At 68.3% G+C, this 24,459-nt stretch carries 23 protein-coding genes; 17 read left to right on the top strand and 6 right to left on the bottom strand.

Annotation, left to right across the window (positions count from 1 at the left end; genetic code table 11):
* Positions 1-87: 87 nt before the first annotated feature.
* From ACH4EW_RS29550 to ACH4EW_RS29525, 6 genes are all read left to right on the top strand, one after another.
* Complete coding sequence (locus ACH4EW_RS29550) at positions 88-1,341, top strand: hypothetical protein (RefSeq protein ID WP_398262113.1); 1,254 nt, start codon at positions 88-90, stop codon at positions 1,339-1,341.
* A 67-nt stretch (positions 1,342-1,408) separates the two neighbouring features.
* Positions 1,409-2,020 carry a TlpA family protein disulfide reductase gene (locus ACH4EW_RS29545; protein WP_398262111.1) on the top strand — a complete coding sequence of 204 codons (612 nt, stop codon included), beginning with the start codon at positions 1,409-1,411 and terminating at the stop codon, positions 2,018-2,020.
* 46 nt (positions 2,021-2,066) lie between these two features.
* Complete coding sequence (locus tag ACH4EW_RS29540) at positions 2,067-2,789, top strand: cytochrome c biogenesis CcdA family protein (protein ID WP_398262141.1); 723 nt, start codon at positions 2,067-2,069, stop codon at positions 2,787-2,789.
* A gap of 5 nt (positions 2,790-2,794) precedes the next feature.
* On the top strand, positions 2,795-4,570 hold the full coding sequence (locus tag ACH4EW_RS29535; RefSeq protein WP_398262109.1) for a cytochrome c biogenesis protein ResB: 1,776 nt from the start codon (positions 2,795-2,797) through the stop codon (positions 4,568-4,570).
* Entirely contained in the window at positions 4,567-5,655 is a 1,089-nt protein-coding gene (gene ccsB, locus ACH4EW_RS29530) for a c-type cytochrome biogenesis protein CcsB (protein ID WP_398262107.1), read from the top strand. The genes ACH4EW_RS29535 and ccsB overlap by 4 nt, the downstream gene beginning before the upstream one ends.
* Before the next feature lie 133 nt (positions 5,656-5,788).
* A complete protein-coding gene (locus ACH4EW_RS29525) occupies positions 5,789-6,316 on the top strand; it encodes an SRPBCC domain-containing protein (protein WP_398262105.1) in 528 nt (175 codons plus the stop codon).
* Between the two features lie 7 nt (positions 6,317-6,323).
* On the opposite strand, the gene ACH4EW_RS29520 is transcribed toward ACH4EW_RS29525, so the two are convergent.
* The 4 genes from ACH4EW_RS29520 to ACH4EW_RS29505 all read right to left on the bottom strand — a co-directional run bounded on the left by ACH4EW_RS29520 (position 6,324) and on the right by ACH4EW_RS29505 (position 11,491).
* Positions 6,324-7,889, bottom strand: coding sequence for a hypothetical protein (locus ACH4EW_RS29520; protein ID WP_398262103.1), 1,566 nt, complete (start codon positions 7,887-7,889; stop codon positions 6,324-6,326).
* A complete protein-coding gene (locus tag ACH4EW_RS29515; protein WP_398262101.1) occupies positions 7,882-10,074 on the bottom strand; it encodes a hypothetical protein in 2,193 nt (730 codons plus the stop codon). Before ACH4EW_RS29515 ends, ACH4EW_RS29520 begins: the two co-directional genes overlap by 8 nt.
* A gap of 140 nt (positions 10,075-10,214) precedes the next feature.
* The gene (locus ACH4EW_RS29510; protein WP_398262099.1) at positions 10,215-10,610 is read right to left on the bottom strand and encodes a PLD nuclease N-terminal domain-containing protein; all 396 of its coding nucleotides are present in this window, start codon (positions 10,608-10,610) and stop codon (positions 10,215-10,217) included.
* Between the two features lie 71 nt (positions 10,611-10,681).
* Positions 10,682-11,491: a class I SAM-dependent methyltransferase gene (locus tag ACH4EW_RS29505; RefSeq protein ID WP_398262097.1), complete on the bottom strand. Its 810-nt coding sequence runs from the start codon at positions 11,489-11,491 to the stop codon at positions 10,682-10,684.
* Between the two features lie 137 nt (positions 11,492-11,628).
* Between ACH4EW_RS29505 and ACH4EW_RS29500 the strand changes: the two genes are divergently transcribed.
* The 6 genes from ACH4EW_RS29500 (at position 11,629) to ACH4EW_RS29475 (ending at position 17,870) form a co-directional block, all read left to right on the top strand.
* Entirely contained in the window at positions 11,629-12,363 is a 735-nt protein-coding gene (locus ACH4EW_RS29500) for a GntR family transcriptional regulator (RefSeq protein WP_398262095.1), read from the top strand.
* 37 nt (positions 12,364-12,400) lie between these two features.
* Entirely contained in the window at positions 12,401-12,745 is a 345-nt protein-coding gene (locus ACH4EW_RS29495; RefSeq protein ID WP_398262093.1) for a hypothetical protein, read from the top strand.
* Positions 12,746-12,894: 149 nt separating this feature from the next.
* A complete protein-coding gene (locus ACH4EW_RS29490) occupies positions 12,895-14,523 on the top strand; it encodes an IS200/IS605 family accessory protein TnpB-related protein (RefSeq protein WP_398262139.1) in 1,629 nt (542 codons plus the stop codon).
* Positions 14,524-14,572: 49 nt separating this feature from the next.
* Positions 14,573-16,030, top strand: a complete 1,458-nt coding sequence (locus ACH4EW_RS29485; RefSeq protein WP_398262091.1) for a menaquinone biosynthesis decarboxylase — start codon at positions 14,573-14,575, stop codon at positions 16,028-16,030.
* A complete protein-coding gene (gene mqnP, locus ACH4EW_RS29480) occupies positions 16,027-16,944 on the top strand; it encodes a menaquinone biosynthesis prenyltransferase MqnP (RefSeq protein WP_398262089.1) in 918 nt (305 codons plus the stop codon). Before ACH4EW_RS29485 ends, mqnP begins: the two co-directional genes overlap by 4 nt.
* A gap of 260 nt (positions 16,945-17,204) precedes the next feature.
* A complete protein-coding gene (locus tag ACH4EW_RS29475) occupies positions 17,205-17,870 on the top strand; it encodes a UbiX family flavin prenyltransferase (protein WP_398262137.1) in 666 nt (221 codons plus the stop codon).
* Between the two features lie 29 nt (positions 17,871-17,899).
* Here ACH4EW_RS29475 and ACH4EW_RS29470 read toward each other — a convergent pair whose 3' ends face one another.
* Positions 17,900-18,034 (bottom strand): hypothetical protein, encoded by a 135-nt coding sequence (locus tag ACH4EW_RS29470; RefSeq protein ID WP_398262087.1) that lies wholly within the window; start codon positions 18,032-18,034, stop codon positions 17,900-17,902.
* Between the two features lie 132 nt (positions 18,035-18,166).
* On the opposite strand from ACH4EW_RS29470, the gene ACH4EW_RS29465 reads away from it, so the two are divergent.
* The 5 genes from ACH4EW_RS29465 to ACH4EW_RS29445 all read left to right on the top strand — a co-directional run bounded on the left by ACH4EW_RS29465 (position 18,167) and on the right by ACH4EW_RS29445 (position 23,029).
* A complete protein-coding gene (locus ACH4EW_RS29465; RefSeq protein WP_351198473.1) occupies positions 18,167-18,622 on the top strand; it encodes an Lrp/AsnC family transcriptional regulator in 456 nt (151 codons plus the stop codon).
* Positions 18,623-18,714: 92 nt separating this feature from the next.
* Positions 18,715-19,878 (top strand): aminofutalosine synthase MqnE, encoded by a 1,164-nt coding sequence (gene mqnE, locus ACH4EW_RS29460; protein WP_266360700.1) that lies wholly within the window; start codon positions 18,715-18,717, stop codon positions 19,876-19,878.
* Between the two features lie 137 nt (positions 19,879-20,015).
* Positions 20,016-20,312: a DUF4229 domain-containing protein gene (locus ACH4EW_RS29455; protein ID WP_398262085.1), complete on the top strand. Its 297-nt coding sequence runs from the start codon at positions 20,016-20,018 to the stop codon at positions 20,310-20,312.
* A gap of 421 nt (positions 20,313-20,733) precedes the next feature.
* Entirely contained in the window at positions 20,734-22,125 is a 1,392-nt protein-coding gene (locus tag ACH4EW_RS29450; RefSeq protein ID WP_398262083.1) for a dicarboxylate/amino acid:cation symporter, read from the top strand.
* Positions 22,126-22,390: 265 nt separating this feature from the next.
* Positions 22,391-23,029, top strand: coding sequence for a TetR/AcrR family transcriptional regulator (locus ACH4EW_RS29445; RefSeq protein ID WP_398262135.1), 639 nt, complete (start codon positions 22,391-22,393; stop codon positions 23,027-23,029).
* Between the two features lie 15 nt (positions 23,030-23,044).
* On the opposite strand, the gene ACH4EW_RS29440 is transcribed toward ACH4EW_RS29445, so the two are convergent.
* Entirely contained in the window at positions 23,045-24,145 is a 1,101-nt protein-coding gene (locus ACH4EW_RS29440) for a glycosyltransferase (RefSeq protein ID WP_398262081.1), read from the bottom strand.
* Positions 24,146-24,459: the final 314 nt, after the last annotated feature.

Below are 24,459 nucleotides of genomic sequence, written 5' to 3'. Positions count from 1 at the left end.
TCAGCGGAACTCCTGCGTTGCTTTTCCCATCTAAGCCCTTGTCAGTTTGTAGTGACTTGAGGCAAAACGACCGCAGATGGGGAACTCATGCGAGACATCAGCCGAAGGGGTTTGCTCGGAGCCGGGCTCGGAGCCGCGGCGGCCATCGGTCTGGCGGGGTGCAGTTCCTCCGGTTCGGGCCGGTCGGTGGCGGACGCGGGGACCGCGGGGGAGAAGAATGCCGACGGGCACACCGGGGGGACCGGGTCTGCCAAGAAGGACGTGCGCGAGATAGGGGACGGTTCCACCGCGGACACCGGGAAGCAGCCGCACCAGCCTTCCGCGCCGGTTCCGCTCGAACCCGGGCAGACGCCGCCGCAGTTCGTGATCTTTTCCTGGGACGGAGCGGGCGAGGTCGGCAACGGGCTCTTCCCGCGCTTTCTCGAACTCGCCAAGGACCATGAGGCGGCGATGACCTTCTTCCTCTCCGGCATCTATCTGCTGCCCGAGTCGAAGAAGTCCATGTACCGGCCGCCCAACAATCCGGTCGGTGCTTCCGACATCGGTTATCTCACCGATGGACACATCAAGGAGACGCTGAAATACGTCCGTCAGGCCTGGTTCGACGGGCATGAGATCGGCACCCACTTCAACGGGCATTTCTGCAGCGGTTCCGGATCGGTTGCGAACTGGTCAGCCGCCCAGTGGCGGAGCGAAATCGATCAGGCGGTCTCCTTTGTCACCCAGTGGCGCACCAACACCGGCTGGACCGACCTCGATCCGCTGCCTTTCGACTACCGCAAGGAACTGATCGGCGGACGCGCCCCCTGTCTGCTCGGCCAGGACAATCTGCTGCCCACAGCGAGCAAGCTGGGCTGGCGCTACGATGCCAGCTCGCCCGGCGGCACCCAGGTGTGGCCCCGGAAGCGCCAGGGCATCTGGGACCTGCCGTTGCAGGCCATGCCGTTCCCCGGGCACACCTTCGAAGTCCTTTCGATGGACTACAACATCCTCGCCAACCAGTCGCAGAATTCGACCAAGGGCATGCCGTCGCGTTATCCGGGCTGGCGGAAGCAGGCCACCCAGTCGTATCTCGCCGGTTTCGACCGCGCCTACACGACGAATCGCGCGCCCTTCTACATAGGCAACCACTTCGAGGAGTGGAACGGCGGCATCTATATGGACGCGGTCGAGGAAACGATCAAGAAAATCGCGGGGAAGCCGGATGTGCGGCTCGTCTCCTTCAAGCAGTTCGTCGACTGGCTCGACGTCCAGACCCCGGCCGTGCTCGACAAGCTCCGTACGCTGGGCGTCGGTCAGTCGCCCGAGGGCGGCTGGAACACCTTCTTTAAGCAGGCCTGACAACGGGCTTTACGGGCACCGAGGGGGGCGCCCGAGACCGCCGGAACTGCCATGCGAAACTTTTCACATGAGCTATGGCCGCGCACCACGACGCCGCTTCACCCTGCTCGCCGCCCCCGCAGCGGCCGTCGCACTCGCACTCACGCTGACGGCGTGCGGCGGGGACGGCAACAAGGCCGGCGGTGGTGGCAACACCAACTTCGTCACGGGCAGTGGCGGAATCTCCACCGTCGCCAAGGCGGACCGCGTGGCCGCCCCGAAGCTCGACGGTGAGACCCTCGACGGCAAGCAGCTCGATGTCGCCGACTACAAGGGCAAGGTCGTCGTGCTGAACGTATGGGGCTCGTGGTGCGCGCCCTGCCGTGCGGAGGCCCAGCACTTCGCGAGGGTGGCGAAGGAGACGAAGGACCAGGACGTCCAGTTCGTCGGGATCAACACGCGCGACGCCCAGAAGGGCCCCGCGCAGGCCTTCGAGAAGGAATACGGGATCCCCTACCCGAGCCTTTTCGACCCGAACGGCGAGCTCCTGCTCCGCTTCCCCAAGGGCACGCTCCGTCCGCAGGCCATTCCGTCGACCGTGGTCCTGGACAAGGACGGGAAGATCGCCGCCCGTTACCTGACCGCGCTCGACTCCGAGAAGCTGCACAAGATGATCGACCCGCTGATCGCGGAGAAGTGATTCCGTGCTCACCCTCGCCGCCGTCGCGGACCAGAACGAGACCGTGATGAGCGGGGCGCTGCTCGTCGCCCTGCCCGTCGCCGCGCTCGGCGGACTCGTCTCGTTCTTCTCGCCGTGCGTCCTGCCGCTCGTGCCCGGCTACCTCAGTTACGTCACCGGCGTCAGCGGCACCGACCTGGCGCAGGCCAGACGCGGGCGCATGGTCGCGGGCGCCTCGCTCTTCGTGCTCGGCTTCACCGCCGTGTTCGTCTCCGGCGGCGCGCTCTTCGGCTTCTTCGGCCAGACCCTCCAGCAGTACAGCGGGACGCTCTCCAAGGTCCTCGGTGTGCTGATGATCCTGATGGGGATCTTCTTCATGGGCCTGATGCCGTGGATGACGCAGCGCGAATTCCGTATCCACAAGAGGCCGGTGACCGGGCTGACCGGCGCACCGCTGCTGGGAGCCCTCTTCGGAATCGGCTGGACCCCGTGCCTCGGCCCGACGCTCAGTTCGGTGAGCTTCCTCGCGATGGAGCAGGGCACCGCCTGGCGCGGGGCGATACTGACCGTCGCCTACTGTCTCGGTCTCGGTCTGCCCTTTGTCCTCGCCGCGGTCGCCTTCCGCAAGGCGCTCGGGGCGTTCGGCTGGGTCAAGCGCCACTACGCATGGGTCATGCGGATCGGCGGCGTCATGATGATCACGACCGGGCTGCTCCTGCTGACCGGCGTGTGGGACACCATGATGCAGGAAATGCAGGGCTGGTCCGGCGGCTTCACTGTGGGGATCTGAGTTCCATGAGCAACACCAAGTCCAACCCTGCCCCGGAGCGCGAGCGCCGTGACGAGCGGGAGATCCGGGACGAGCAGGACCGGGAGAACGCCGGCGAACTCGGTGCGGCCGGCTCCCAGCTCTCCACCGCCCCGAGCGAGGAGAGCGCGGCCAATCCGCCGGCCATGGGCGTCGTCGGCTGGGCCCGCTGGTTCTGGCGGCAGCTCACCTCGATGCGGGTCGCGCTGCTCCTGCTCTTCCTGCTGTCGCTCGGCGCCATCCCCGGCTCGCTGATCCCGCAGAACAGCGTGGACGAAATGAAGGTGGAGTCCTTCAAGAAGGCCCACACCACCCTCGCGCCGATCTACGAGAAGCTCCAGCTCTTCGACGTCTACAGCTCGGTGTGGTTCTCCGCGATCTACATACTGCTGTTCATCTCGCTCATCGGCTGCATCGTGCCGCGCACCGGCCAGTTCATCGGCCAGTTGCGCGGCCGCCCGCCGGGTGCCCCGGGGCGCCTGACACGGCTGCCCGCGTACACCACCTGGCGCACCGAGGCCGAGCCCGAGCAGGTCCGCGAGGCCGCGCTCGCCATGATGCGGGGGCGCCGCTACCGCGCGCACATCGCCGGGAACGCGGTCGCCGCCGAGAAGGGCTATCTGCGCGAGGCCGGGAACCTGATCTTCCACATCGCGCTGATCGTGATGCTGGTGGCGTTCGCCTGGGGGCAGCTCTTCAAGTCCGAGGGCGGCAAGCTGGTCGTCGAGGGCGGCGGTTTCTCCAACGCGCTGCCCATGTACGACGACTTCAAGTCCGGTTCGCTGTTCGACAACGACTCGCTCGTCCCGTTCACCTTCGAGCTCGACGAGTTCATCGGTACGTACGAGCGCAGCGGCCCCCAGACCGGTACGCCCAGGACCTTCGAGGCCCATGTGACGTACTCGGAGGGCGCCTACGGCAAGCCGCAGAAGTCCGTCATCAAGGTCAACGAGCCGCTCGACATCGACGGCACCAAGGTCTATCTGAACGCGCACGGCTACGCGCCCGTCGTCTCCGTCAAGGACGGCCGGGGCAAGGAGGTCTACCGCGACGCCGTGCCGCTGCTGCCCTTCGACAACAACGTCACCTCGAACGGTGTGATCAAGGTGATGGACGGCTACCGCGACAAGAACGGCAAGAAGACCCAGCTGGGCTTCCAGGCCTTCTTCGTGCCGACCTTCGCGGGCGAGGGCAAGGGCACGATGTACTCCCAGTTCCCGGCCGCCGACAACCCGCGGCTCGCCCTCAACGGCTACTACGGGAGTCTCGGTGTCGACTCCGGACTGCCGCAGAACGTGTACCAGCTGGACACGTCCAAGATGGAGCAGTTCAAGGACAGCGAGGGCAACCAGCTCAAGCAGCGCCTGGCGGTCGGCGAGACGATGAAGCTGCCCGACGGCGCCGGCTCGATCACCTTCGAGGGCGTCGAGGAGTGGGCCAGCTTCCAGATCTCCGAGCAGCCCGCCAGCGGCTGGGCGCTCACCGGCGCCATCGCCGCGATCGTCGGACTCGCGGGCTCCCTGTTCATCCAGCGGCGCCGCATCTGGGTGCGGGCCGTACGCGGTGCGGACGGCGTCACCGTCGTCGAAATGGCGGGTCTCGGCCGCAGCGAGTCCGCGAAGCTTCCCGAGGAGCTGGCCGATCTCGCGGTCACGCTCAACGACGTGGCGCCCACAGCGCCCGGCCCTGACACCGACCCCGGATCCGAACCCGGCTCCGTCGAAGAATCCTCCGAAGAACCTGCCGAAGGGGCTGAGAAGTGAATCTCGCCGCCGCAACCAACGAGAACCTGGCAAACACCAGCAATGTGCTGATCTATTCGTCGATGGCCGTCTACACCCTGGCCTTCTTCGCGCACATCGCGGAATGGGTGTTCGGCAGCCGCAGCAAGGTCGGCCGCACCGCCGCCGCGCTCACCGGGACCGAGGAAGCCGCGGCCGGCGCCCCGGTGAAGGTGCAGGTCGCGCGGAAGGGCGGCGGCACCGCCGTACTGGACCGCCCGAAGATCATTACACGTTCCGCAGCCGGTACCCGTGACGTCCCGGACGGGCCCGGCGCGGCCGGCGGCACGTTCAAGGGCGACCTGTACGGACGCGTGGCGATCTCCATGACCGTGCTCGCCTTCGTCGTGCAGGCCGGCGGTGTCCTCGCCCGTGCGCTGTCCGTGCAGCGTGCCCCCTGGGGCAACATGTACGAGTTCTCCATCACCTTCTCCACGGTGGCGGTCGGCGCGTACCTGACCCTCCTCGCGCTGAAGAAGAACGTCCGCTGGATGGGGCTGCTCCTGGTCACCACCGTCCTGCTGGACCTCGGCATCGCGACCACGTGGCTCTACACCGACAGCGCCCAGCTGGTGCCCGCACTGCACTCGTACTGGCTGTGGATCCACGTCTCCACCGCCATCCTCTGCGGCGCAGTCTTCTACATCGGCGCGGTCGCCACCCTGCTCTACCTCTTCCGCGACAGCTACGAGAGCAAGCTCGCGAACGGCGGGCAGCCCGGTTCGTTCGCCCAGTCCGTGCTCTCCCGGCTGCCCGCCGCCGCCTCGCTCGACAAGTTCTCGTACCGCATCAACGCCGCCGTCTTCCCGCTGTGGACGTTCACGATCATCGCGGGCGCCATCTGGGCGGGCGACGCATGGGGCCGCTACTGGGGCTGGGACCCCAAGGAGGTCTGGTCCTTCATCACCTGGGTCGCGTACGCCTGCTACCTGCACGCCCGCGCCACCGCAGGCTGGAAGGGCCGCAAGGCCGCCTACCTGGCACTGATCGCCTTCGGCTGCTGGCTCTTCAACTACTACGGCGTCAACATCTTCGTCACCGGCAAGCACTCCTACGCCGGCGTCTGACGGTCCCGCCCCGTAACGACCTGGGGGCGATAGCGAGTGGATCAGGGAGCGTCGCAGGGCGGCGCGAGCCCGCTCTCTATCGGCCCCAGGTCGTAAGGGTGCGGATCGCACACCACCGGGCCACGCTGGAACCATGACCGATGCGACTCCCGTCATCGAGCGTGGCACCAGCGAAACCCACGGTGACCGGCACACTCTGCGGTTCACACTACGGCTGCCCCACCCCGTCCCACGGGTGTGGGCAGCCGTAGCCAGTTCCAGGGGACTGCCCGGCTGGCTCGCCGCCGCCGACGCGTTCGAACCGCGCATCGGCGGAGCGATCACGCTGCGCTGGCTGAACACCGACCGCGACGGGCATGCCACGGTCGCCTCCGGCACCGTCACCGCCTGGGACATCGAACGGGTCGCCGAATACACCCTCGAAGGACCTCACGGCCGCATCCGCTTCCACCTGGAGCCACCGCGCGGCGATCATGTGCTGCTGCGCTTCACCAACGAGTTCCAGGGCGACGACGAGCTGCGCCTGGACTGCCTCGCGGGCTGGCACGACCACTTCCGCTACCTCGTGGACGCGCTCGACGGATACCCCGCCGACTGGTCGAAGTGGACACCGGTCCGGTGGGCGGGGCTCCGCGAGGAGTACGCGGCGGCCGAGCAGTGACGCGGCGTCACGGCGCCGAGGAGGGCGGCAGACACTTCGGGTCCGGCGGCGTTCCTTCCGGCCAGGCGATGGACACGAACCGCTGACGGGCGTCCTCGGGCGCCAGCTCCACCACCGGCACCGCCTTGTTGTACGGGTTCCCGTGGTTGTCCAGACAGATCCAGCCACTGGCCCCCGACACCCGCAGCGACCCCTTCACCCGCGGCCACTGCTCACCCACATCCGCGGGCTGCGGCAGCTTCTTGCCGTCCCCGCTCGCCTGCCGGATGGCGTGCACCGCCAGCATCATCGCGTCGTACGCGATGATGGCGTGGCCGTCGGCCAGCTCCTGGTGACCGGTCGGACCGACCGGGCCCGCAGGCTTCTTCGCCCCTGTGGCCAGCAGGTCCAGGAAGCTCCGGTAGTCAGCCGGGGAACCGCCCGTCGCCGCCCCGCCCTTCTCCTTCGCCGCCGCCCAGGCGTCCGGGTGCGCCAGCGAGGCGTAGCGGACCGTCACCTTGCGGCGCAGCGCGCTCCGGTCGAGCTTCTTGTCCTTGCCGAGGTACGAGCCCTCGTCGCCGGTGAGGATCGTGAACGGGCGGCTCTGGCAGCCGCGGGCCCCCAGGGCGTTGATGAACTGGCGCAGCTGGGTGTGGCGTCCGGCGAAGAACACCGTCTCCGCATCCGTGTCGCAGATGAGGTGAGTGATCTGCTGGAACGTGTTGGCCGTGGTGCCCTCGTCGTTGGGGTCATCGCGCGAGGTGAACAGCTGCGGCTCGTACCGCGTGCCCTTCACCAGCGAGGTGAACGCCGCCCGCAGCGTGTCCGTGTAGTGGTCCCCGGTGCGGGTGTCCTGCACCAGCAGCGCCTTGTCCGCCCTCACTTCCCCGAAGTGCGCCAGCGCACGCGCCTCGTCCCGGTTCGTCGGCGACACTCGCGCCAGACCGGGGAACGGGTCGCCGGCCGGGCCGTTGGCGATGTCGTCGGCGGTGATCGTGGTACCGACGACCGCGATGTGCGCGGCGGTCAGCTCCTTGACCGCCGACCTGACCTGGGTACTGCTGGTGGCGACCCCCGACACGGCCCGCAGATGGTCCGGGGCCCCGGTCATCTTCTTCAGCCGGTCCACCGTCGGCTTCCACAGCAGGTTGTTCTTCCCCGTGTTGGCGAGCACCAGCCGGATCTTCGGCACCTGCTCGTTCGACAGATGGTTGGCCCGGTACTGCTCGGCGAACGCGCCCTGCAGCTCGTGCCGCATCTTCGCCTGCATGGCCTCGTCCGTCGACGTCAGCGGCAGCAGCAGCGCGACCGTCGCGTACCGGCCGGGCTTCAGGGTGTCGTTCTCCCGGCCGATGGCCGCGGCGACCTCGGCCAGCTTCGACTGCCCGAAGTCGTATCCGTCGCCGGAGACGCCTATGCACTCGTCGCTGCCCTGCGGCCGCTCGACCCCCTTCGCGCAGGAGCGGTCCTCGGGGGCGGTGATCCGGCCGATGCCGTACCAGCCGGACGTGACGGCCAGTGCGCCCACCACCACCGTGGTGACGGCCTTCTGCCTCGCCGTGTACCAGACGCGATATCGCAGCGGATTACGCATCCGAGCCTCCGTTTCCCCGCCCCTGCCCGCTTCCGCCCGTGTCCGGTGGTCCGGGCGGCATGGAAAGCGGCCGCCAGGCCCTGATGTCCTGCGGCCAGTACGTCGCCGCGTCCCACAGCACGCTGTTGCCCGTCGGATGCCTGCCGGACAGTTGTCGCAGTTCGTGCGCCATCTTGTCGATCACCTCTTCGTCCGGCAGAGCCAGTGGATCGGACAGCAGCCATACGGCGTGCAGCAGCCGACGCAGCTGCAACTGGAGCTCCACGGCCCGCTCGCCGAGCCCCGCGAGCCCCGTCTCCCCGTCCGGCAGCGAACCGGCCGCCTCCCGGCCGAGCGCGACCGCCTGCCGCGGATCGGGGCCGGCATGACCGGGCGGACGCGGATACGGAGCCGAGGCGATGAACCGCAACGAGCCGAGCCACGCCGTCACATCCCCGTCGGTGAACCGCTCGCGCAGATGTGTCACACAGTCCCTCGTCCTGCCCAGCACCAGCTCCTGGTGCAGCCGGTGCGGGACACTCGGGCAGCGGCCCCCGGGCGCGTACGCCGTGCGCAGCGTCTCGTGCACCGCACGCCACACCGCGTAGTGCGGATGGTCGTCGTCCTGGAACCGGAGCCGGTGCAGAAGCAGCGACCGCAGCAGCGGATCGGCGACGAAGTACTCGGGACCGACCGGCCAGTCCTGCTCTCGCAGCATGTCCCGCACCTGCAGGGCCACATCGCCGTCCAGCGACCGGCCGCGCAGCCGGGCCGTGGCCAGCAGCCGCGCCGAGTCCTCACCGTGCGCGGCGGCCAGCACGCTCAGCACGTCGAGCTGCTGCCCCGGCAGCAGTTGCGCCAGCAGCTCGTCCGCCACCCGCACCGGCGCCCGGCCCTCGCGCAGCTCAACCATGCGGTCCAGCAGCGCCCCAGGCACCAGCGTCGCCTGAGGAGCCTGAGGAGCCTGAGGAGCCTGAGGAGCCTGAGGCCGGGGCGTGCCGGGCTGCGGGGCTCCCGGCACCAACGCCTTGCCGGCCGCCTGCGCGAACAGCGCCACACCCAGCGGGCGCCCACCCGTCAGCCGGTGCACGCCGCGCGCCAGCCCGGCCGGGGTGCGGCCCACCGGATCGTGCCGGTCGAACGCCGCCTGCGCATGCGCCGGGCCGAGCGCGGTCAGCTCCACGGCAAGAATCCCGGACGTCACCTCCGAACCACGCACCCAGTGCGAACCGTGTGCCACCTCGGGCAGCCGCTTGCGCACGGCATGGCTCAGCCCCTCGTGGTCACGGGCACGCGAGGAGGCGAACACGGCGATCTGATCGCGCACCCCGGAGGCCCGCTGCCGCAGCACCGGCTCGACCAGCTGCCTGCCCAGCACCGTGTGCGCGTTGTCCAGCAGCAGCACCGGACGGCCCCGGCGGGCACCGCGCGCCAGCCCCCCGTACGCCCGCACCACATCCGTGACCAGCGCGAGCACCAGATGATCCTCGGCCCGGCGGCGCAGATCGCCGCCGCGCTCGAAATCGACCGCCAGCTGCCTCAGCCCGATCCTGCCGTTGCCGCCCGCGTGCGGATAGCTCCCGTACCAGTCGGCCGAACGCCGCTGGAACCGGCTGAACGTCTCCTCCAGCACCGTTTCGACCGTGGCCTCCGCGACCATTCCGGCCAGCGGCACCACCGAGTCGAAGGCAGCCGAGGCCAGCTTCGCCAGCACCTTGGTGACCCAGCCCGCCGCAGCGTCCCCGCGGGTGTCGACGGTCGCCAGCACAGGGCCCAGCGACTGCAGATCCCGCTGCGCCTGCGTCTCGTCCTCCCGCGTCCAGGAGATCGAGGCAACGGCCACCAGGCCGAGACTCAGCCGGGGAAACTGCACCGGCCGCGCGGCACGTACCTTCGCCGTCAGCTGGGTGGCGAGTTCGGGCAGTGCCCCGGTGACCGGAGTCCAGCCCGGCCCCGGGTCCGCGGGCGGCACGACGGCCTCGCAGTCGACCAGTGCGACAGGGGTGATCTCCCGGTACAGATGGCGCAGTTGCTTGAGCACGGCCGTCTTGCCCATGCCACGGCCCCCGGTCAGCACGGCGACCGGCGGATCGTCACGGTGCTCGTAGGCGACCCGGGCGGAGCCGTACGGAGTGAGACCGGTCAGGCGCGCCGCAAGTCCGTCATTGCCGAAGATCGCCTCGCGCCCGTGCAGCTCTCTCTCCACAGCACCCCCAGCGCCGATGCCCCATCCGATCTGTCACACCGTCAACTCAAGGGTATCGACAGGAAGTTGGAGCATGGTGAAGTTTTTCGAACGATCAGGGGCGCGGAGCGGTAACGGCCTCGTAAACCAGCCGATGCCCCTCAATCGTCGGAGGGGCTCGTGTTTCCCCCGCTCTCGCGGCGCTTGAGCTCCTCCTCGCGGCGGCGCAGATCCGCCTCCCAGTCCTTGAGGAGCGACTCGTCCTTCTTGTTCTCTTCCTTCAGGGACTTCAGGAACTCCGGGTTGTCGTCCGGCGCCACCCACTGCGAGCGGTGACTGCGGTGCCATTCGGACGGTGTACGGCCCCCGGCCGGCGCCCGGCGCATCTTGCCCGCGGCCAGCCAGACGATCGGGCCCACGATCCAGAACAGCAGGATGATGAAGACCCAGGCGATCTTCGGCAGGTGTTTGGCCTCGTCCTCGGGGGTGTTCAGGCAGTCGATGAACGCGTAGATCGTCAGCGCCAGAGGCACGAGGTACATCAGGGCCCGGAACATGATGGAAAGGTCCCCCTGCGGAGAGTTGGCGGGGCTTGTCCCGCCCCGGTTCGGGCCCAGGGTAACCGGTGTCAATGGCGTCCCACGGCTAGCAGGTGGGAACCGGCGGCCAACAGATCGGGGTATGCCTCCGCCATGCGGGCGGCGGCCAGGACGGAGGCGAACATCCGCGATTCGACGAGGGACTCCCCGGTGTGCTGTTCGGTCGCTTTCAGCAGGGCCCAGGAAGGGCCCTCGACGCCGTACACCCGGGTGTCGGCGAGGCCCGCCTCGCGCATTTCGGCCTCCAGCTCGGGGCCGGTGTGGAAGTGCGCCTCGGTGAATCCCTTCCTGCCGTCGTGCGAACCGGTGGCCAGGATGCGGCTGATGCCCTCCTGGAGGGACGGGCGGTCGAGGTGTGCGAGGGCGGTGTGTTCGAACAGCGAGGCGTACCGGTTGATGCCCGCCGCGGCGACCAGCCCGCCCGGCCGGACCACTCGGCGGGCCTCGGCCAGGGCGGCCCGGCGGTCGGCGGGGTCGACGAGGTGGTACAGCGGCCCGAGGAGCAGGACCACGTCGTACGAGTCGTCCCGCGCGGTCAGGGCTCGCGCATCCCCCAGCTCGACACTGCACCCGGCGCTCTCGGCCTCCGCGATGTGACGCGGCACCGGGTCGACGAGGTGCACCCGGTAGCCGTCCTCGGAGAGCCAGCGGGCGTGGGTTCCGGGACCGCCGCCGACATCGAGCACGAATGCCGGTGCGGGCGGGAGGTGGCGGCGCAGGAGCTCCTGGGTGCGGACCATCTCCAGGACGCCGTCGGCGGGTACGGACAGCCGGTCCGCCTCGTTGATGGCCGAGGTGTAGAAGTCGATGATCGCCTGCGGTACTCGGTGAGCTGTCATGAATGCCCGTCCCGTTCGCGGTCGGAGTCCCGGTGGGTGTGCCCGGATCAACCTAACGACTTCACTAGTGAACCCGACCAGGTCGACTTAACTAGCTAACCTGGCCGGTCAACCAGTCCAGTTACCAGGAGGCCGCTGTGCCGCTACTCAAGTACGAGCAGATCGCCGAGACCCTGCGCGTCAGGATCGCGGACGGGGAGTTCGGCCCGGGGGATCTCCTTCCGTCTGGGCGCGACCTGTGCGAGCAGTGGTCGGTGTCGCGGGCCACGGTCATCAAGGCGATGGACGTCCTGCGCGGCGACGGGCTCGTCGTGGCCCGGCAGGGCTCGGGCTTCACGGTCGTCGAGACTCCCGTGGCCCGCCCGGCGGGGCGGCGGACCGCAGGTTCGGCCCGCGTATCCGGCGGCAGCCCGTTCCGCCGTCTCGGCACGCCCGGCAGGGAGGAGCCACCGGCAGGAGTGGCCGAGGCCCTCGGGCTGGGGAGCGGTGCCGTTGCCCTTCGTCGTGATCGGCTGATGCTGCTCGATGACGGCACGCCACTCTCCCTGGTCGCCGCCTGGTTTCCGGAGGAGGTGGCCGACGCCTGCCCCAAGCTCGCCCAGAAGGGGCCGATCGCGGAAGGGACCACGCGCTACGTCGCCCGGATGCTCGGCCGGTTCCCGGCCCGGGGGACGGACGTGCTCTCGGTGCGCCTCGCCACCGAGAGCGAGGCCGGGCAGCTGGGCCTCACGCTGCCGGCCGCCGTCGCGGTCGTCCTCCACGTGGCGATCGACAGCGACGGGCGCGTGCTGGTGTGCGAGGAGGGTGTGACCCCGGCGCACCTCTGGGAGCAGGTCGACAGCTACCCGATGGGTGGAAGCAGCCCCGAATGACTTGACTGGACCGGTCAACCGGTCCAATCTCGACTTCATGAGTCCCTCAGAGCAACTCGACGCCACCTGTGCCCGGTTACTTCCATGGGCCCGGCCGGACGGCGGACCGTGCTACTTGCGTACGGACGGCCATGGGTATGTGTCGCGCGTCGCGGATCAGATGGAAGTCGTACAACTCGGCATGGGGGCAGAGGTCCTCGACTGCGCCAGGCCGATCATTGCCGCCGACGGCGCGACGGCGAAGGAACTCCGGTTCACCGCTGTCCGGTTGGCCGAATGCCTGACCGATGCGCTGCGCATCGCCGAGAGCAGGGGCGGGCGACTTCAACAGGTCCGGTCGGCGGGCCGGGGCACGGAGGCCGATGACGCTCAGGGGTTGTGAACTGCTGTCGGTTTGGTGAGCTGGAGCGAGTCCTGCCGACGGGTTCGCTGGGTGGGAACGGTAGTTCTGGTGCCGAATGGGTGACCTTGGCTGCTGGTGCTCGTTGGACTGGGTGGTGGCTGTCCGGCTTTGAGGGAGGGGGTGTTGTGGTGGGTGGTGTGCGGGAGTTGGCGGCGCCGTTCGTGGTGCCTGGGCCGTGCGGGGTGGCGGTCCGCGACCGTCTCAAGCACCTCACGCCCCAGGACGAGAAGGTTCTGCGTCTGGTGGGCGAGCATCAGGGGCGTCTGGCTTCGCGTGACCTGAAGGCCCGTTGCGCGGATGGTCTGGAGCACGGTGCGGAGTCCTGGGCGTCGCGGAAGCGGGGATTGACTGGGGCGTCGTCGTCGCGGATCGCGGGTGCGATCACCAAGGCCACACACGACCAGTGGGCACTCGCCCGCCGCTGCCAGACCGCCCACATCCAGACACTCGAAGCCGGAATCAGGACCCTGCGGCACCGCCTGTCCCTCCCCATCGGCGCGCCCGGGACGAAACGGTCCCCGGGCGGCTTTCGTTCCCGGGGTGAGTGGTTCCACAAGTCCCGCCGCCTTAAAGCCCTGGAAGCCCGCCACAGTTCGGCGGTTCGTGACCGGCAGACCGGACGGGTCCGGGTCGTGCGGGGCGGCAAGCGTCTCCTGAACACCCGCCACCACCTCGCCCAGGCCCAGCTCACCGAGGAGCAGTGGCGGGAGCGTTGGGAGGCGGAGCGCTGGTTCCTGGCAGCGGACGGTGAGTCGGGGAAGCGGTTCGGGAACGAGACGATCCGCGTCACCGACACCGGCGAAGTGTCGATCAAGCTGCCTGCCCCGCTGGCCCACCTGGCCAATGCCAGGCACGGCCGGTACACCCTCGCCTCCACCGTCGCGTTCGCGCACCGGGGTGTGGAGTGGGCCGACCGCATCGCCGCGAACAGGGCCGTCGCCTACCGCATCCACCACGATGTGGGCCGTGGCCGCTGGTACCTCACCGCGTCCTGGCAGCGCCCCGCCGTCCAGACGGTCCCGCTTGAGACCGCCCAGGCCCGGGGCATGGTCGGTGTGGACACGAACGCCGACCACCTCGCCGCCTACCACCTCGACCCCCACGGCAACCCGGTCGGCGAACCGCGCCGGTTCTTCTACGACCTGTCCGGTACCGCCACGCACCGCGACGCCCAGATCCGCCACGCCCTGACCCGGCTCCTGCACTGGGCCAAACAGACCGGTGCGAGCGCGATCGCCATCGAGGATCTCGACTTCACTGCCGAGAAGACCCGGGAGAAGCACGGCCGCCGGAAACGGTTCCGGCAGCTCATCTCCGGCATCCCGACCGGTAAGCTCAGGGCCCGGCTGGTCTCCATGGCCGCCGAACACGGCCTCGCGGTCGTCGCGGTCGACCCCGCCTACACCAGCGTGTGGGGCGCCCAGCACTGGCAGAAGCCACTGGTCACCCCGCACCGCAGGATGTCCCGTCACGATGCCGCCGGTATCGCGATTGGACGACGCGCCCTCGGACACCCGATCCGGCGACGGACGGCACCGCCCCGTGCACACCAGAGCGATGTGCACGGGCATCGGACCGCCCAGGCCCGACCAGGTGCACGGGGGCGTGAGGGAACCCGCCCACCCGCCACGGACCACGCCCACAGAGGCGTGCCGCCGAACGGGACGCGAAAGCGGGAACCCAGCGCATCCAACACCGTTCGGGATGCGCCTAGCACACATGGGTGGGTCCAGGACCCACTCATGTGTACCGGCTAGGAGCGGTCCCCCGGGTGATCGCTGCGACGGTGATGACAAACTGGACGGCATGGCTTACGACGATCTTCGTTCCCTCCTCCGGGCCCTGGAGCGCGAGGGCGAGCTCAAGCGCATCAAGGCCGAGGTCGACCCCTACCTGGAGGTCGGCGAGATCGTCGACCGGGTGAACAAGGCGGGCGGGCCCGCGCTGCTCTTCGAGAACGTCAAGGGGTCCTCCATGCCCCTGGCCATGAATGTCTTCGGGACCGACAAGCGGCTGCTCAAGGCGCTCGGGCTGAAGTCGTACGCCGACATCGGCGACAAGATCGGCGGGCTGCTCAAGCCTGAGCTGCCGCACGGTTTCGTCGGGGTGCGGGAGGCGTTCGGGAAGCTCGGCTCGATGGTTCATGTGCCGCCGAAGAAGGTGAAGCCGGAAAGCGCGCCCGTGCAGGAGGTCGTGCTCACCGGCGACGACGTGGATCTGGATCAGCTGCCCGCGCTCTTCACCTGGCCCGAGGACGGCGGCTCGTTCTTCAATCTGGGGCTCACGCACACCAAGCACCCGGAGACCGGCGTACGGAATCTGGGGCTGTACCGGCTCCAGCGTCACGACCGGCGCACCATCGGGATGCACTGGCAGATCCACAAGGACAGCCGCAACCACTACCAGGTCGCCGCCAAGCGCGGGGAGCGGCTGCCGGTCGCCATCGCGTTCGGTGCGCCGCCCGCGGTGACGTACGCCTCCACCGCGCCGCTGCCGGGGGACATCGACGAGTACCTCTTCGCCGGGTTCATCCAGGGCAAGCGGATCGAGATGGTCGACTGCAAGACCGTGCCGTTGCAGGTCCCGGCGCAGGCGGAGGTCGTCATCGAGGGGTGGCTGGAGCCCGGGAAGATGCTTCCCGAGGGGCCGTTCGGCGACCACACCGGCTTCTACACGCCGCAGGAGCCGTTCCCCGCACTGACCATCGACTGCGTGACCATGCGGAAGCGTCCGCTGCTGCAGTCGATCGTGGTGGGGCGGCCGCCGACCGAGGACGGGCCGCTGGGACGGGCCACGGAGCGGTTCTTCCTGCCGCTCCTCAAGATCATCGTGCCGGACATCGTGGACTACCACCTGCCGGAGGCGGGCGGCTTCCACAACTGTGCGATCGTCTCGATCGACAAGAAGTACCCGAAGCATGCCCAGAAGGTGATGAGCGCCATCTGGGGTGCGCACATGATGTCGCTGACCAAGCTGATCGTCGTCGTGGACTCCGACTGCGACGTCCATGATCTGCACGAGGTGGCGTGGCGGGCGCTCGGCAACACCGACTACGCACGGGATCTGACGGTCACCGAAGGGCCCGTCGATCATCTCGACCATGCTTCCTACCAGCAGTTCTGGGGCGGCAAGGCGGGTATCGACGCGACGAAGAAGTGGCCCGAGGAGGGTTACACCCGGGACGGGGGCTGGCCGGACATGGTCGAGTCCGACCCGAAGACGGCGGCGAAGGTCGACCGCCGGTGGAAGGAATACGGACTGTGAGCGCCGCTGAAGCAGCACTGGGCTCAGGGCCCGTACAACCGAACAGCAAGGTCAAGGCGTTTCTGCGGCTCGTGATGATCGAGCACTCGGTCTTCGCGCTGCCCTTCGCGTACATCGCCGCCCTGACCGCGATGTTCCAGGCGGACAAGTCCATCCACTGGGTCACGCTGCTGCTCGTCACCATCGCGATGGTGGGGCTGCGGACGTTCGCGATGGCCTGCAACCGGATCATCGACCGGGAGATCGACGCCCGTAATCCGCGCACCGCGAGCCGGGAACTGGTCACCGGCGCGGTCTCGGTGAAGTCGGCGTGGACCGGGGCGCTCGTCGCCGTGGTGGCCTTCCTCGGGGCGGCCGCGCTGCTCAACCCGCTGTGTCTGGCGCTCGCGCCGGTCGCCGTGATCCCGATGGTCGTCTACCCGTACGGGAAGCGGTTCACCAACTATCCGCACGCCATACTCGGGATCGCGCAGGCCATAGGGCCGATCGGTGCCTGGCTGGCCGTGACCGGCAGCTGGTCGTGGGACGCGGTGATTCTCGGTCTCGCGGTCGGGATCTGGATCGGTGGCTTCGACCTGATCTTCGGCTGCCAGGACGTCCAGGCGGACAGGGCGCACGGGGTGCTGTCGGTGCCGGCCCGGTTCGGGATCCCGGCCGCGCTGTGGGGGGCGCGGGTCTGCCATGTGGTGACGACCGGGCTGCTGGTCTGGTTCGGGCTGGCTACGGAGGCGGGCCAGTTCTACTGGGTCGGCATGGTGATCGTCGCCGTCGCCTTCGTGTACGAGCACCGCGTGGTGCGGCCGCACGATCTGTCCCGGCTGAACCGGGCGTTCTTCTCGGTCAACGGGTTCATCGGAATAGCGCTGTTCGCGTGTGCGCTGCTGGATCTGCTGGTGCGCGGCCTGACGGTCTGAGCCGGGACGGCGGGACACAGGGACGCCGGGGCAAGCGGAACTACGGCATCAGCGGGGCGCGTGCGGGCGTGCTCCCGCGGCGGCCTTCGCGCGGTCGCCCGTGCGCCATGCCGGCGCGAATCGATCCGACGATGCGGCCACCGATGCCCCCTGACGTTCCGTGTCGCCTTTGTATCCACCCCAGAAACGTCTGAGGCACCTTACTCGGTTCCGGGTTCGGGCAGCCGGATAGGCTCGGGTGTGTGGATTCCGGGACTTCAGTGAGTCAGCACCAGCGGCAGCCTTGGATTGTCGGGGTTTCAGGTGCTTCGGGCACCCCATTCGCCGCCGCCGTGCTGCGCGGTCTGCTGGCCGCGGGAGAGAACGTCGATCTCGTGGTGAGCCGGGCGTCGCGGCTGACGCTGCTGGACGAGACCGGGATCGCGTTCCGCGATGCGCACTGGCAGGAGGATCTGCGCAGCTGGCTGGCGCGCGGGGCGGACGGGAAGCCGCACGCCTTCGATGTGGACGTCGAGGGCGTACGGCACTGGGCGGCCGGTGATCTCGGAGCGGGGCCGTCCTCGGGGTCGTACCCGGCGAAGGGGATGCTGATCGTCCCGGCTTCGACGGCGTGTGTGGCCGGGGTGGCGCTCGGACTCTCGAAGGATCTGCTCCAGCGGGCCGCGAGCGTGACGCTCAAGGAGCGGCGGAAACTGGTCGTCGCGGTGCGGGAGACACCGCTGAACGGGCAGACGCTGAAGCATCTGGTGAGCCTGGACGAGGCGGGCGCCGTCGTACTGCCCGCCTCTCCGGCGTTCTATGCGGGGGCGACGCACATCCAGGATCTGGTGGACTTCGTCGCGGGGCGGGTGCTGGACGCGGCGGGGGTGCCGCACGACCTGTACCGCCGATGGGAGGGAGAGCTCGGTGGTGGCTCTCGCGACTGAGGCGGGCCCCAGGGGGACTGAGCCTGTGGTCAGCGCTTCTTCTTGGCGCGCGGGGCGCGGGTCCGGTCGACCCGTTGCGCGGCGGCGGGCTGGTGGGCACGCGAGCGGTTGGCCAGGTCCTGCAGCTCGCGCATTCGGGCGTAGGCCATCTCGATCGAGTACACGGTGTTCTCACTCCTGAAGATTCGAAAGCATTTTTTGGATGCTCGGGAAGATTTGCAGGCGTTGTGGCCTGCATGCCTTAGATTCTACACATAGACTCGCGATACTGCTGAACAATGGAAGGTTTCAGTCATATGGACGCGGTGGACAGGCAGCTCATCCAGGCCCTCAGGGAGAACGGCAGGGCCTCGTATGCCGAGCTGGGGCGGCTCGTCGGGCTCTCCGGGCCCAGCGTCACCGACCGCATCAACCGGCTGGAAACCGCCGGTGTCATCACCGGCTACCGCGCCACCGTCGACGCCGCGTCCCTGGGGCTCGGGGTCACGGCCCTGATCGGCATCTCGCTCTCCGACGCCGCCGACCACGAGGACGTGGCGCGCCGGCTGAAGGACCTCGCGGAGATCGAGGACGCCTGGTTCATCGCGGGCGACGACTCGTACATGCTCAAGGTGCGGGTCGGTGACGTGGACGGGCTGGAGAGGACCATTCGCCGGCTCAGCGGTACGCGGGGCGTCTCGCGCACGCGTACCACGATCGTGCTCTCCACCAAGTGGGAGAACCGGGTCGGGGAACTGCCCGAGGAGGTGTAGGCGTAACGTGGTGGAACCCCCGGGGGGACCGGGGGTTTTGCCCGGTACCGACCGGGAGAGGCACAGCACGTCGACAACTGGGAGGCAGCCGCATGGACGTTGGGCTCAAGCGCGAGCTGGAGGAGAAGGTCCGCGCAGGGGAGCGACTGACCCGTGAGGACGGCATCGCCCTCTACGAGTCGGACGACCTGGCCTGGCTCGGCGGCCTCGCCCATGAGGTGCGTACGCGCAAGAACGGCGACGTCGTGCACTTCAACGTCAACCGGCACCTCAACATGACCAATGTGTGCACCGCGTCGTGCGCGTACTGCTCGTTCCAGCGCAAGCCGGGCGAGAAGGACGCGTACACCATGCGCATCGAGGAGGCCGTCCGGCTCGCGAAGGCGATGGAGGGCGAGAACCTCACCGAGCTGCACATCGTCAACGGGCTGCACCCCACCCTCCCTTGGCGTTACTACCCGCGCTCGCTCAGCGCGCTGAAGGAGGCCCTGCCGCAGGTCTCCCTCAAGGCGTTCACCGCCACCGAGATTCACCACTTCGAGACCATTTCCGGGCTCTCGGCCTCCGAGATCCTCGACGAGCTGATCGAGGCCGGTCTGGAGTCGCTGACCGGTGGCGGAGCGGAGATCTTCGACTGGGAGGTCCGCCAGCACATCGTGGACCACAACACCCACTGGGAAGACTGGTCACGCATTCACCGCCTCGCCCACGAGAAGGGTCTGAAGACCCCGGCGACGATGCTGTACGGGCACATCGAGGAGCCGCGTCACCGCGTCGACCATGTGCTGCGACTGCGTGAACTCCAGGACGAGACCGGTGGTTTCCAGGTCTTCATCCCGCTGCGCTACCAGCACGACTTCGTGGACATGAAGGACGGCAAGGTCCGCAACAAGCTCCAGGCGCGGACGACGATGGCGACCGGTGCCGAGGCGCTGAAGACCTTCGCGGTCTCGCGGCTCCTCTTCGACAACGTCCCGCACGTCAAGGTCTTCTGGGTGATGCACGGGGTGCAGACCGCCCAGCTCGCGCTGCAGCACGGCGCAGACGACATGGACGGCTCGGTCGTCGAGTACAAGATCACGCACGACGCGGACAACTACGGCACGCCGAACAAGCTCGGCCGTGAGGATCTGCTGGACCTGATCCGTGACGCGGGCTTCCGGCCCGTCGAGCGCAACACCCGGTACGAGATCATCCGCGAGTACCCGGGGCCGGACGCCGAGCGGCGCGAGTCGCCGCAGCCGATGCGCGTCTGACCCACCCCGATCCGCCGGAGGGGCCCGTGGTGCCGTCGGAGACCGTTTGGTGCAGCCCTCCGAAGTGATCGAATCCCGGGCATGCTTCACTGGTCGGGCAGGATCGCAGGACTGCCGTACGTAGAGAGGGGCCAACTGTGTCCGCTGCCAAGCCGGGTGCGACGATTCGGTACACCGCGATGCGCCTCAGCATCTTCGTCGGCTGCCTCGTCGTCACAGCGGTGGCCGTCCACTTCGGCCTGTTTCCCTCGGGTGCGAATGACTCCGATTTCGTCTGGGTGATCCTGCTCGCGCTGGTCCTGTCCGCACCGCTCAGCTTTGTGCTGCTGCGCAAGCAGCGTGACGAGATGTCCGCGCAGATCGTGGCCAGGGTCGACCGCACAAAGGCGCGGCTCGACGCGAACCGGACCCGCGAGGACCACGTCGCCCAGTGATGTCCCGGTGAGGATGACCCAAGGGTCACGTAAGGTTCCTCACACCCCGCACAGTTTCCGTACGAAACCCCGGTGCCGGAGCAAGCGCTCCTGTACTGGGGTTTCGTCGTTTCCGCATGCATGCCGGACACTCCGGCATCCGCGTTGTCGCCCGAAGAAGACCAAAGAAGAACTTTGAGGTTCTCAAAGTTCAAGTGTTAACGTGTTCGGCATGAAGACAGCAGCGCGCCATCGATTCGCCGCGAGCGTCGCGCTCGTGGAGCGCCTGCATGTCGATCTATGCCGCTGTATGTCCGCGGTCTGTTGCCGCAACGTCTGAACCGGCACCATGCAGCGGCGCCGCCCCTGACGCGGGCGCCGCACCCCGTCTCCCCGCACGGCGCACCCGTGCGCCCCGATGCGTCACATCTGGAGTGTGTCCGTGTCCGCGAATCCCGCGTCCGCCGCCGCGACCGACAGCCCGTCCGGCTCCGGCTCCGGCTCCGGTTTCCGTATACCCAAGGTCCCGTTCTGGGCCCAGATAATCGCCGGTCTCGTCCTCGGTGTCGTACTCGGGTGGCTTGCCCGTGCGTACGACATCAACTGGCTCTACGCCACGCTCGACCAGGTCGGCCACACCTTCGTCCAGCTGCTGAAGCTGGCCGTCGGGCCGCTCGTCTTCTTCGCGATCCTGGTGTCGATCACCAACCTGCGCAAGGTCAACAACGCCGCCCGGCTGGCCACCCGCACTCTGCTCTGGTTCATGATCACCTCGCTGATCGCGGTCGCCATCGGCCTCGCGATCGGCCTGATCACCAACCCGGGTGCCGGTACGGGACTGACCCCGAAGGACGGCAAGCTGCCGGAGCAGGCGGGCTCCTGGCTCGACTTCCTCACCGGCATCATTCCGGACAACGTGATCACCCCGTTCACCGAGCTGAACGTGCTCCAGATCGTCTTCATGGCCGCCGTCGCCGGTGTCGCCGCTCTCCAGCTCGGTGAGAAGGCCCAGCCGATCCTCACCCTCAGCGAGTCCGTCCTGGAGCTTCTCCAGAAGGCCCTGTGGTGGGTCATCCGCCTCGCCCCCATCGGCACCATCGGCCTCATCGGCTACGCGATCGCCGACTACGGCTGGGAGCTGATCGGCAAGTACGCGACGTTCACCGCCGACGTCTACATCGGCTGCGCCCTGGTGCTGTTCGGTGTGTACCCGCTGCTGCTCGTCACCGCCGCCAAGCTCAGCCCGCTGCAGTTCTTCAAGGGCGCCTGGCCGGCGATCCAGCTGGCCTTCGTCTCCCGCTCCTCGGTCGGCACGATGCCGGTCACCCAGAAGGTCACCGAGCGCCTCGGTGTCCCGAAGGAGTACGCCTCCTTCTCGGTCCCGTTCGGCGCCACCACCAAGATGGACGGCTGCGCCGCGATCTACCCGGCGCTGGCGGCGATCTTCATCGCGCAGATCTTCGATGTCCAGCTGGGTGTCGGTGACTACGTCCTCATCGCGTTCGTCTCGGTGATCGGTTCCGCGGCCACTGCCGGTCTCACCGGTGCGACGGTCATGCTGACCCTCACGCTGTCGACGCTGGGCCTCCCGCTGGAGGGCGTCGGTCTGCTCATGGCCATCGACCCGATCCTGGACATGATGCGTACGGCCACGAACGTGGCGGGCCAGGCGCTGGTCCCGGTGATCGTCTCGGCGCGCGAGAAGATCCTCGACCACGACGCGTACAACTCGGCCTCGTCCTCCCCGGTCGACGACGCCGAGGTGAGCGACGCCGAGGTGAGCGACGCCGAGGTGAGCGACGCCGAGCCGAAGCGCGTGCCGGTCCCCGCGTAGTCGGGAACAAGCGCTACGACGGACGGGGCAGACGCTGCGGTGCCCCGTCCGTCACATATGGGTCTCTCCTCCATGGGCCTCTCCTCCAGCCGGGGGAGGGGCCCGCGGCGCGGCGGCCCGCCGCCGATACGACGACAACCGGCCATCTGAGCCCTGCGGCCTCCTGCTCCGTACGAGGACGAGGAGACCCGCGCCGTACTCTTGCCGAGGAGTGGCACAGCGGGGGTGGGAGGAAGTCGACGTGGGTGCTGTGAAGAGCAAACGGATGCCGCGTGCCGTGCGTGAGCAGCAGATGATGGACGCTGCCGTGCAGACCTTCGGGCGGCGCGGATACCGCGCCGCCTCGATGGACGAGATCGCCGAGCTGGCCGGAGTTTCCAAGCCACTGGTCTACCTGTACCTCAACTCCAAGGAAGAACTTTTCACCGCTTGTATCCGGCGCGAGGCGAAGGCGCTGGTCGACGCGGTGCGGGCGGGGGCGGTGCCGGGCCTTCCGGCCGATCGGCAACTGTGGGCCGGGCTGCGCGCGTTCTTCGCACACACGGCGGAGCACCCGGACGGCTGGACGGTGCTGCACCGCCAGGCGCGCACGCACGGGGAGCCCTTCGCTACCGAGGTCACGGTGATGCGGGACGAGATCGTTGCGTTTGTGACCGGTCTGATCGGGGCGGCCGCACGCGAGGTGCACCATGATCCGGCGCTGCCCGACCGCGATGTGTCGGGGCTGGCGCAGGCGCTCGTGGGGGCCGCGGAGTCGCTTGCCGGGTGGGCGAACGAGACCCCGGGCGTCTCGGCGAAGGAGGCCGCGGCCACCCTGATGAACTTCTCCTGGGCGGGTCTGGAGAACCTTATGAACGGTCATCCGTGGCAGCCGCCGACCCTGTCCGGGGGCCGGGCGCGCTGACCGTCCCGCGCGTTGTTATGCGGTCTTCGCGCAGGAAAAGGTGGCGGGTGCTGACCGGCTGGAGCGCGCGGCGACAAGATCGGCCGCAAATTTACGGTTGCTGATGGTCTGTTCGCGGTGGGTGTCCGGAAGGTCGGGCAGGGCGAGGAGACGATCGCAGGAGGCCAGCGATCCGCGCGCGTCGCCGGTCCAGTAGGAGGTGATGGAGTGCTCGAAGAGCAGACCCCAGCTGTAGATCCAGGGCTCCATGAACAGCCAGTCCTCGGGGAGGGGCCGGTTGAGGCCGGCGACGGCAACCGCGTTGGCCGCTTGATAGCGACCCATCTTCCTCAGCCGGGAGGCCAGTTCGTAGCAGGCCTCCAACCGCTGCGGCCGGCTCTCCCATGCGCGGGTGAGGCCGTCCATGGCGCCGGGCCAGTCACCGCTGTCGGCCTTGAGCACTCCCACTTGCAGCAGGGCGTAGTACACCTCCTCTTCCCATCCGCCCATACCGGCCCGACGCTCGTACATCGCGATCGCTTCCCGGGTCTCGCCCATGTCACGGAGGGTCTGGGCGAGGTAGAAGACCGTGCGGGGATTGTTCGGATTGCGCTTGAGATCCTCGCGCAGCAGACGGGCGTCCCGGGTGAACTTGTCCCCGCGCGAGCCGCCGTCGGCGAAATGCTCGATGCTGAGAGCTGAGAGATCGGCAACGGTGTGCTGCTGGGCGGTGGCCAGGAATTCGTGGGTCGCGCCCTCGTAGCGCCACGGGATGTCCCCTTTGACCAGCCGAGGAATGCGATATTCGAGGGTGCCGAGATGACGCAACATATAAGAGTCGGCGCTCAGTTCGGAAAGTTCGGACAGCGGGCCTTCCCGTCGGACGGCCATGTCGGCGTCGATGAGCAGGAGATAGTCGGCCTTGCCGCGTGCGCGCTGGATGTTCAGGGTGCGGTTGTGGCCGAAGTTGGCCCAGAGGTCCTCGTGGAGTTCCCCCGGAATCCCTTTCATCGTGGCGCGGATCAGTTCCTGTGTTCCGTCACGTGAGCCGGTGTCGGAGATGACCCATGTGTCCACCAGGTCGCGCACGGAGTTCAGGCATCGCTCGATGACCTGCGCCTCGTCCTTGACGATCATGCATAGGCAGATTGTCGGCTTGCGGTGCAGCGTGGTTGGCATTTCTTCGGCAGGACGGTCGATCAGATTTGTCATATAACTCTTCCAATCTGGCTTCTACGGAGTAACGCTCCACGGTGAATTGGTGCGGTGTACGGGATCGGCCGATCCGGTCACCGAGGAAAGCGACGCTAGTGGGCCGCAATCCGGCGGTCGCGACGCGACACGGAGTTCTCGAGGGCGCGCAGGCAGACGGGACGGAATGGGTAATTGGTCCAACTAATATGCGAATGGGGGCAGATAGCTCAGGCTTCCCTCACCCACAAGGGGAACTG

This window comes from Streptomyces sp. NPDC018000, assembly GCF_044328025.1.
Classification (GTDB): Bacteria; Actinomycetota; Actinomycetes; order Streptomycetales; family Streptomycetaceae; genus Streptomyces.
The sequence above is the reverse complement of the archived record's forward strand: the minus strand, read 5'-3'. Positions and strand labels throughout refer to the sequence as shown.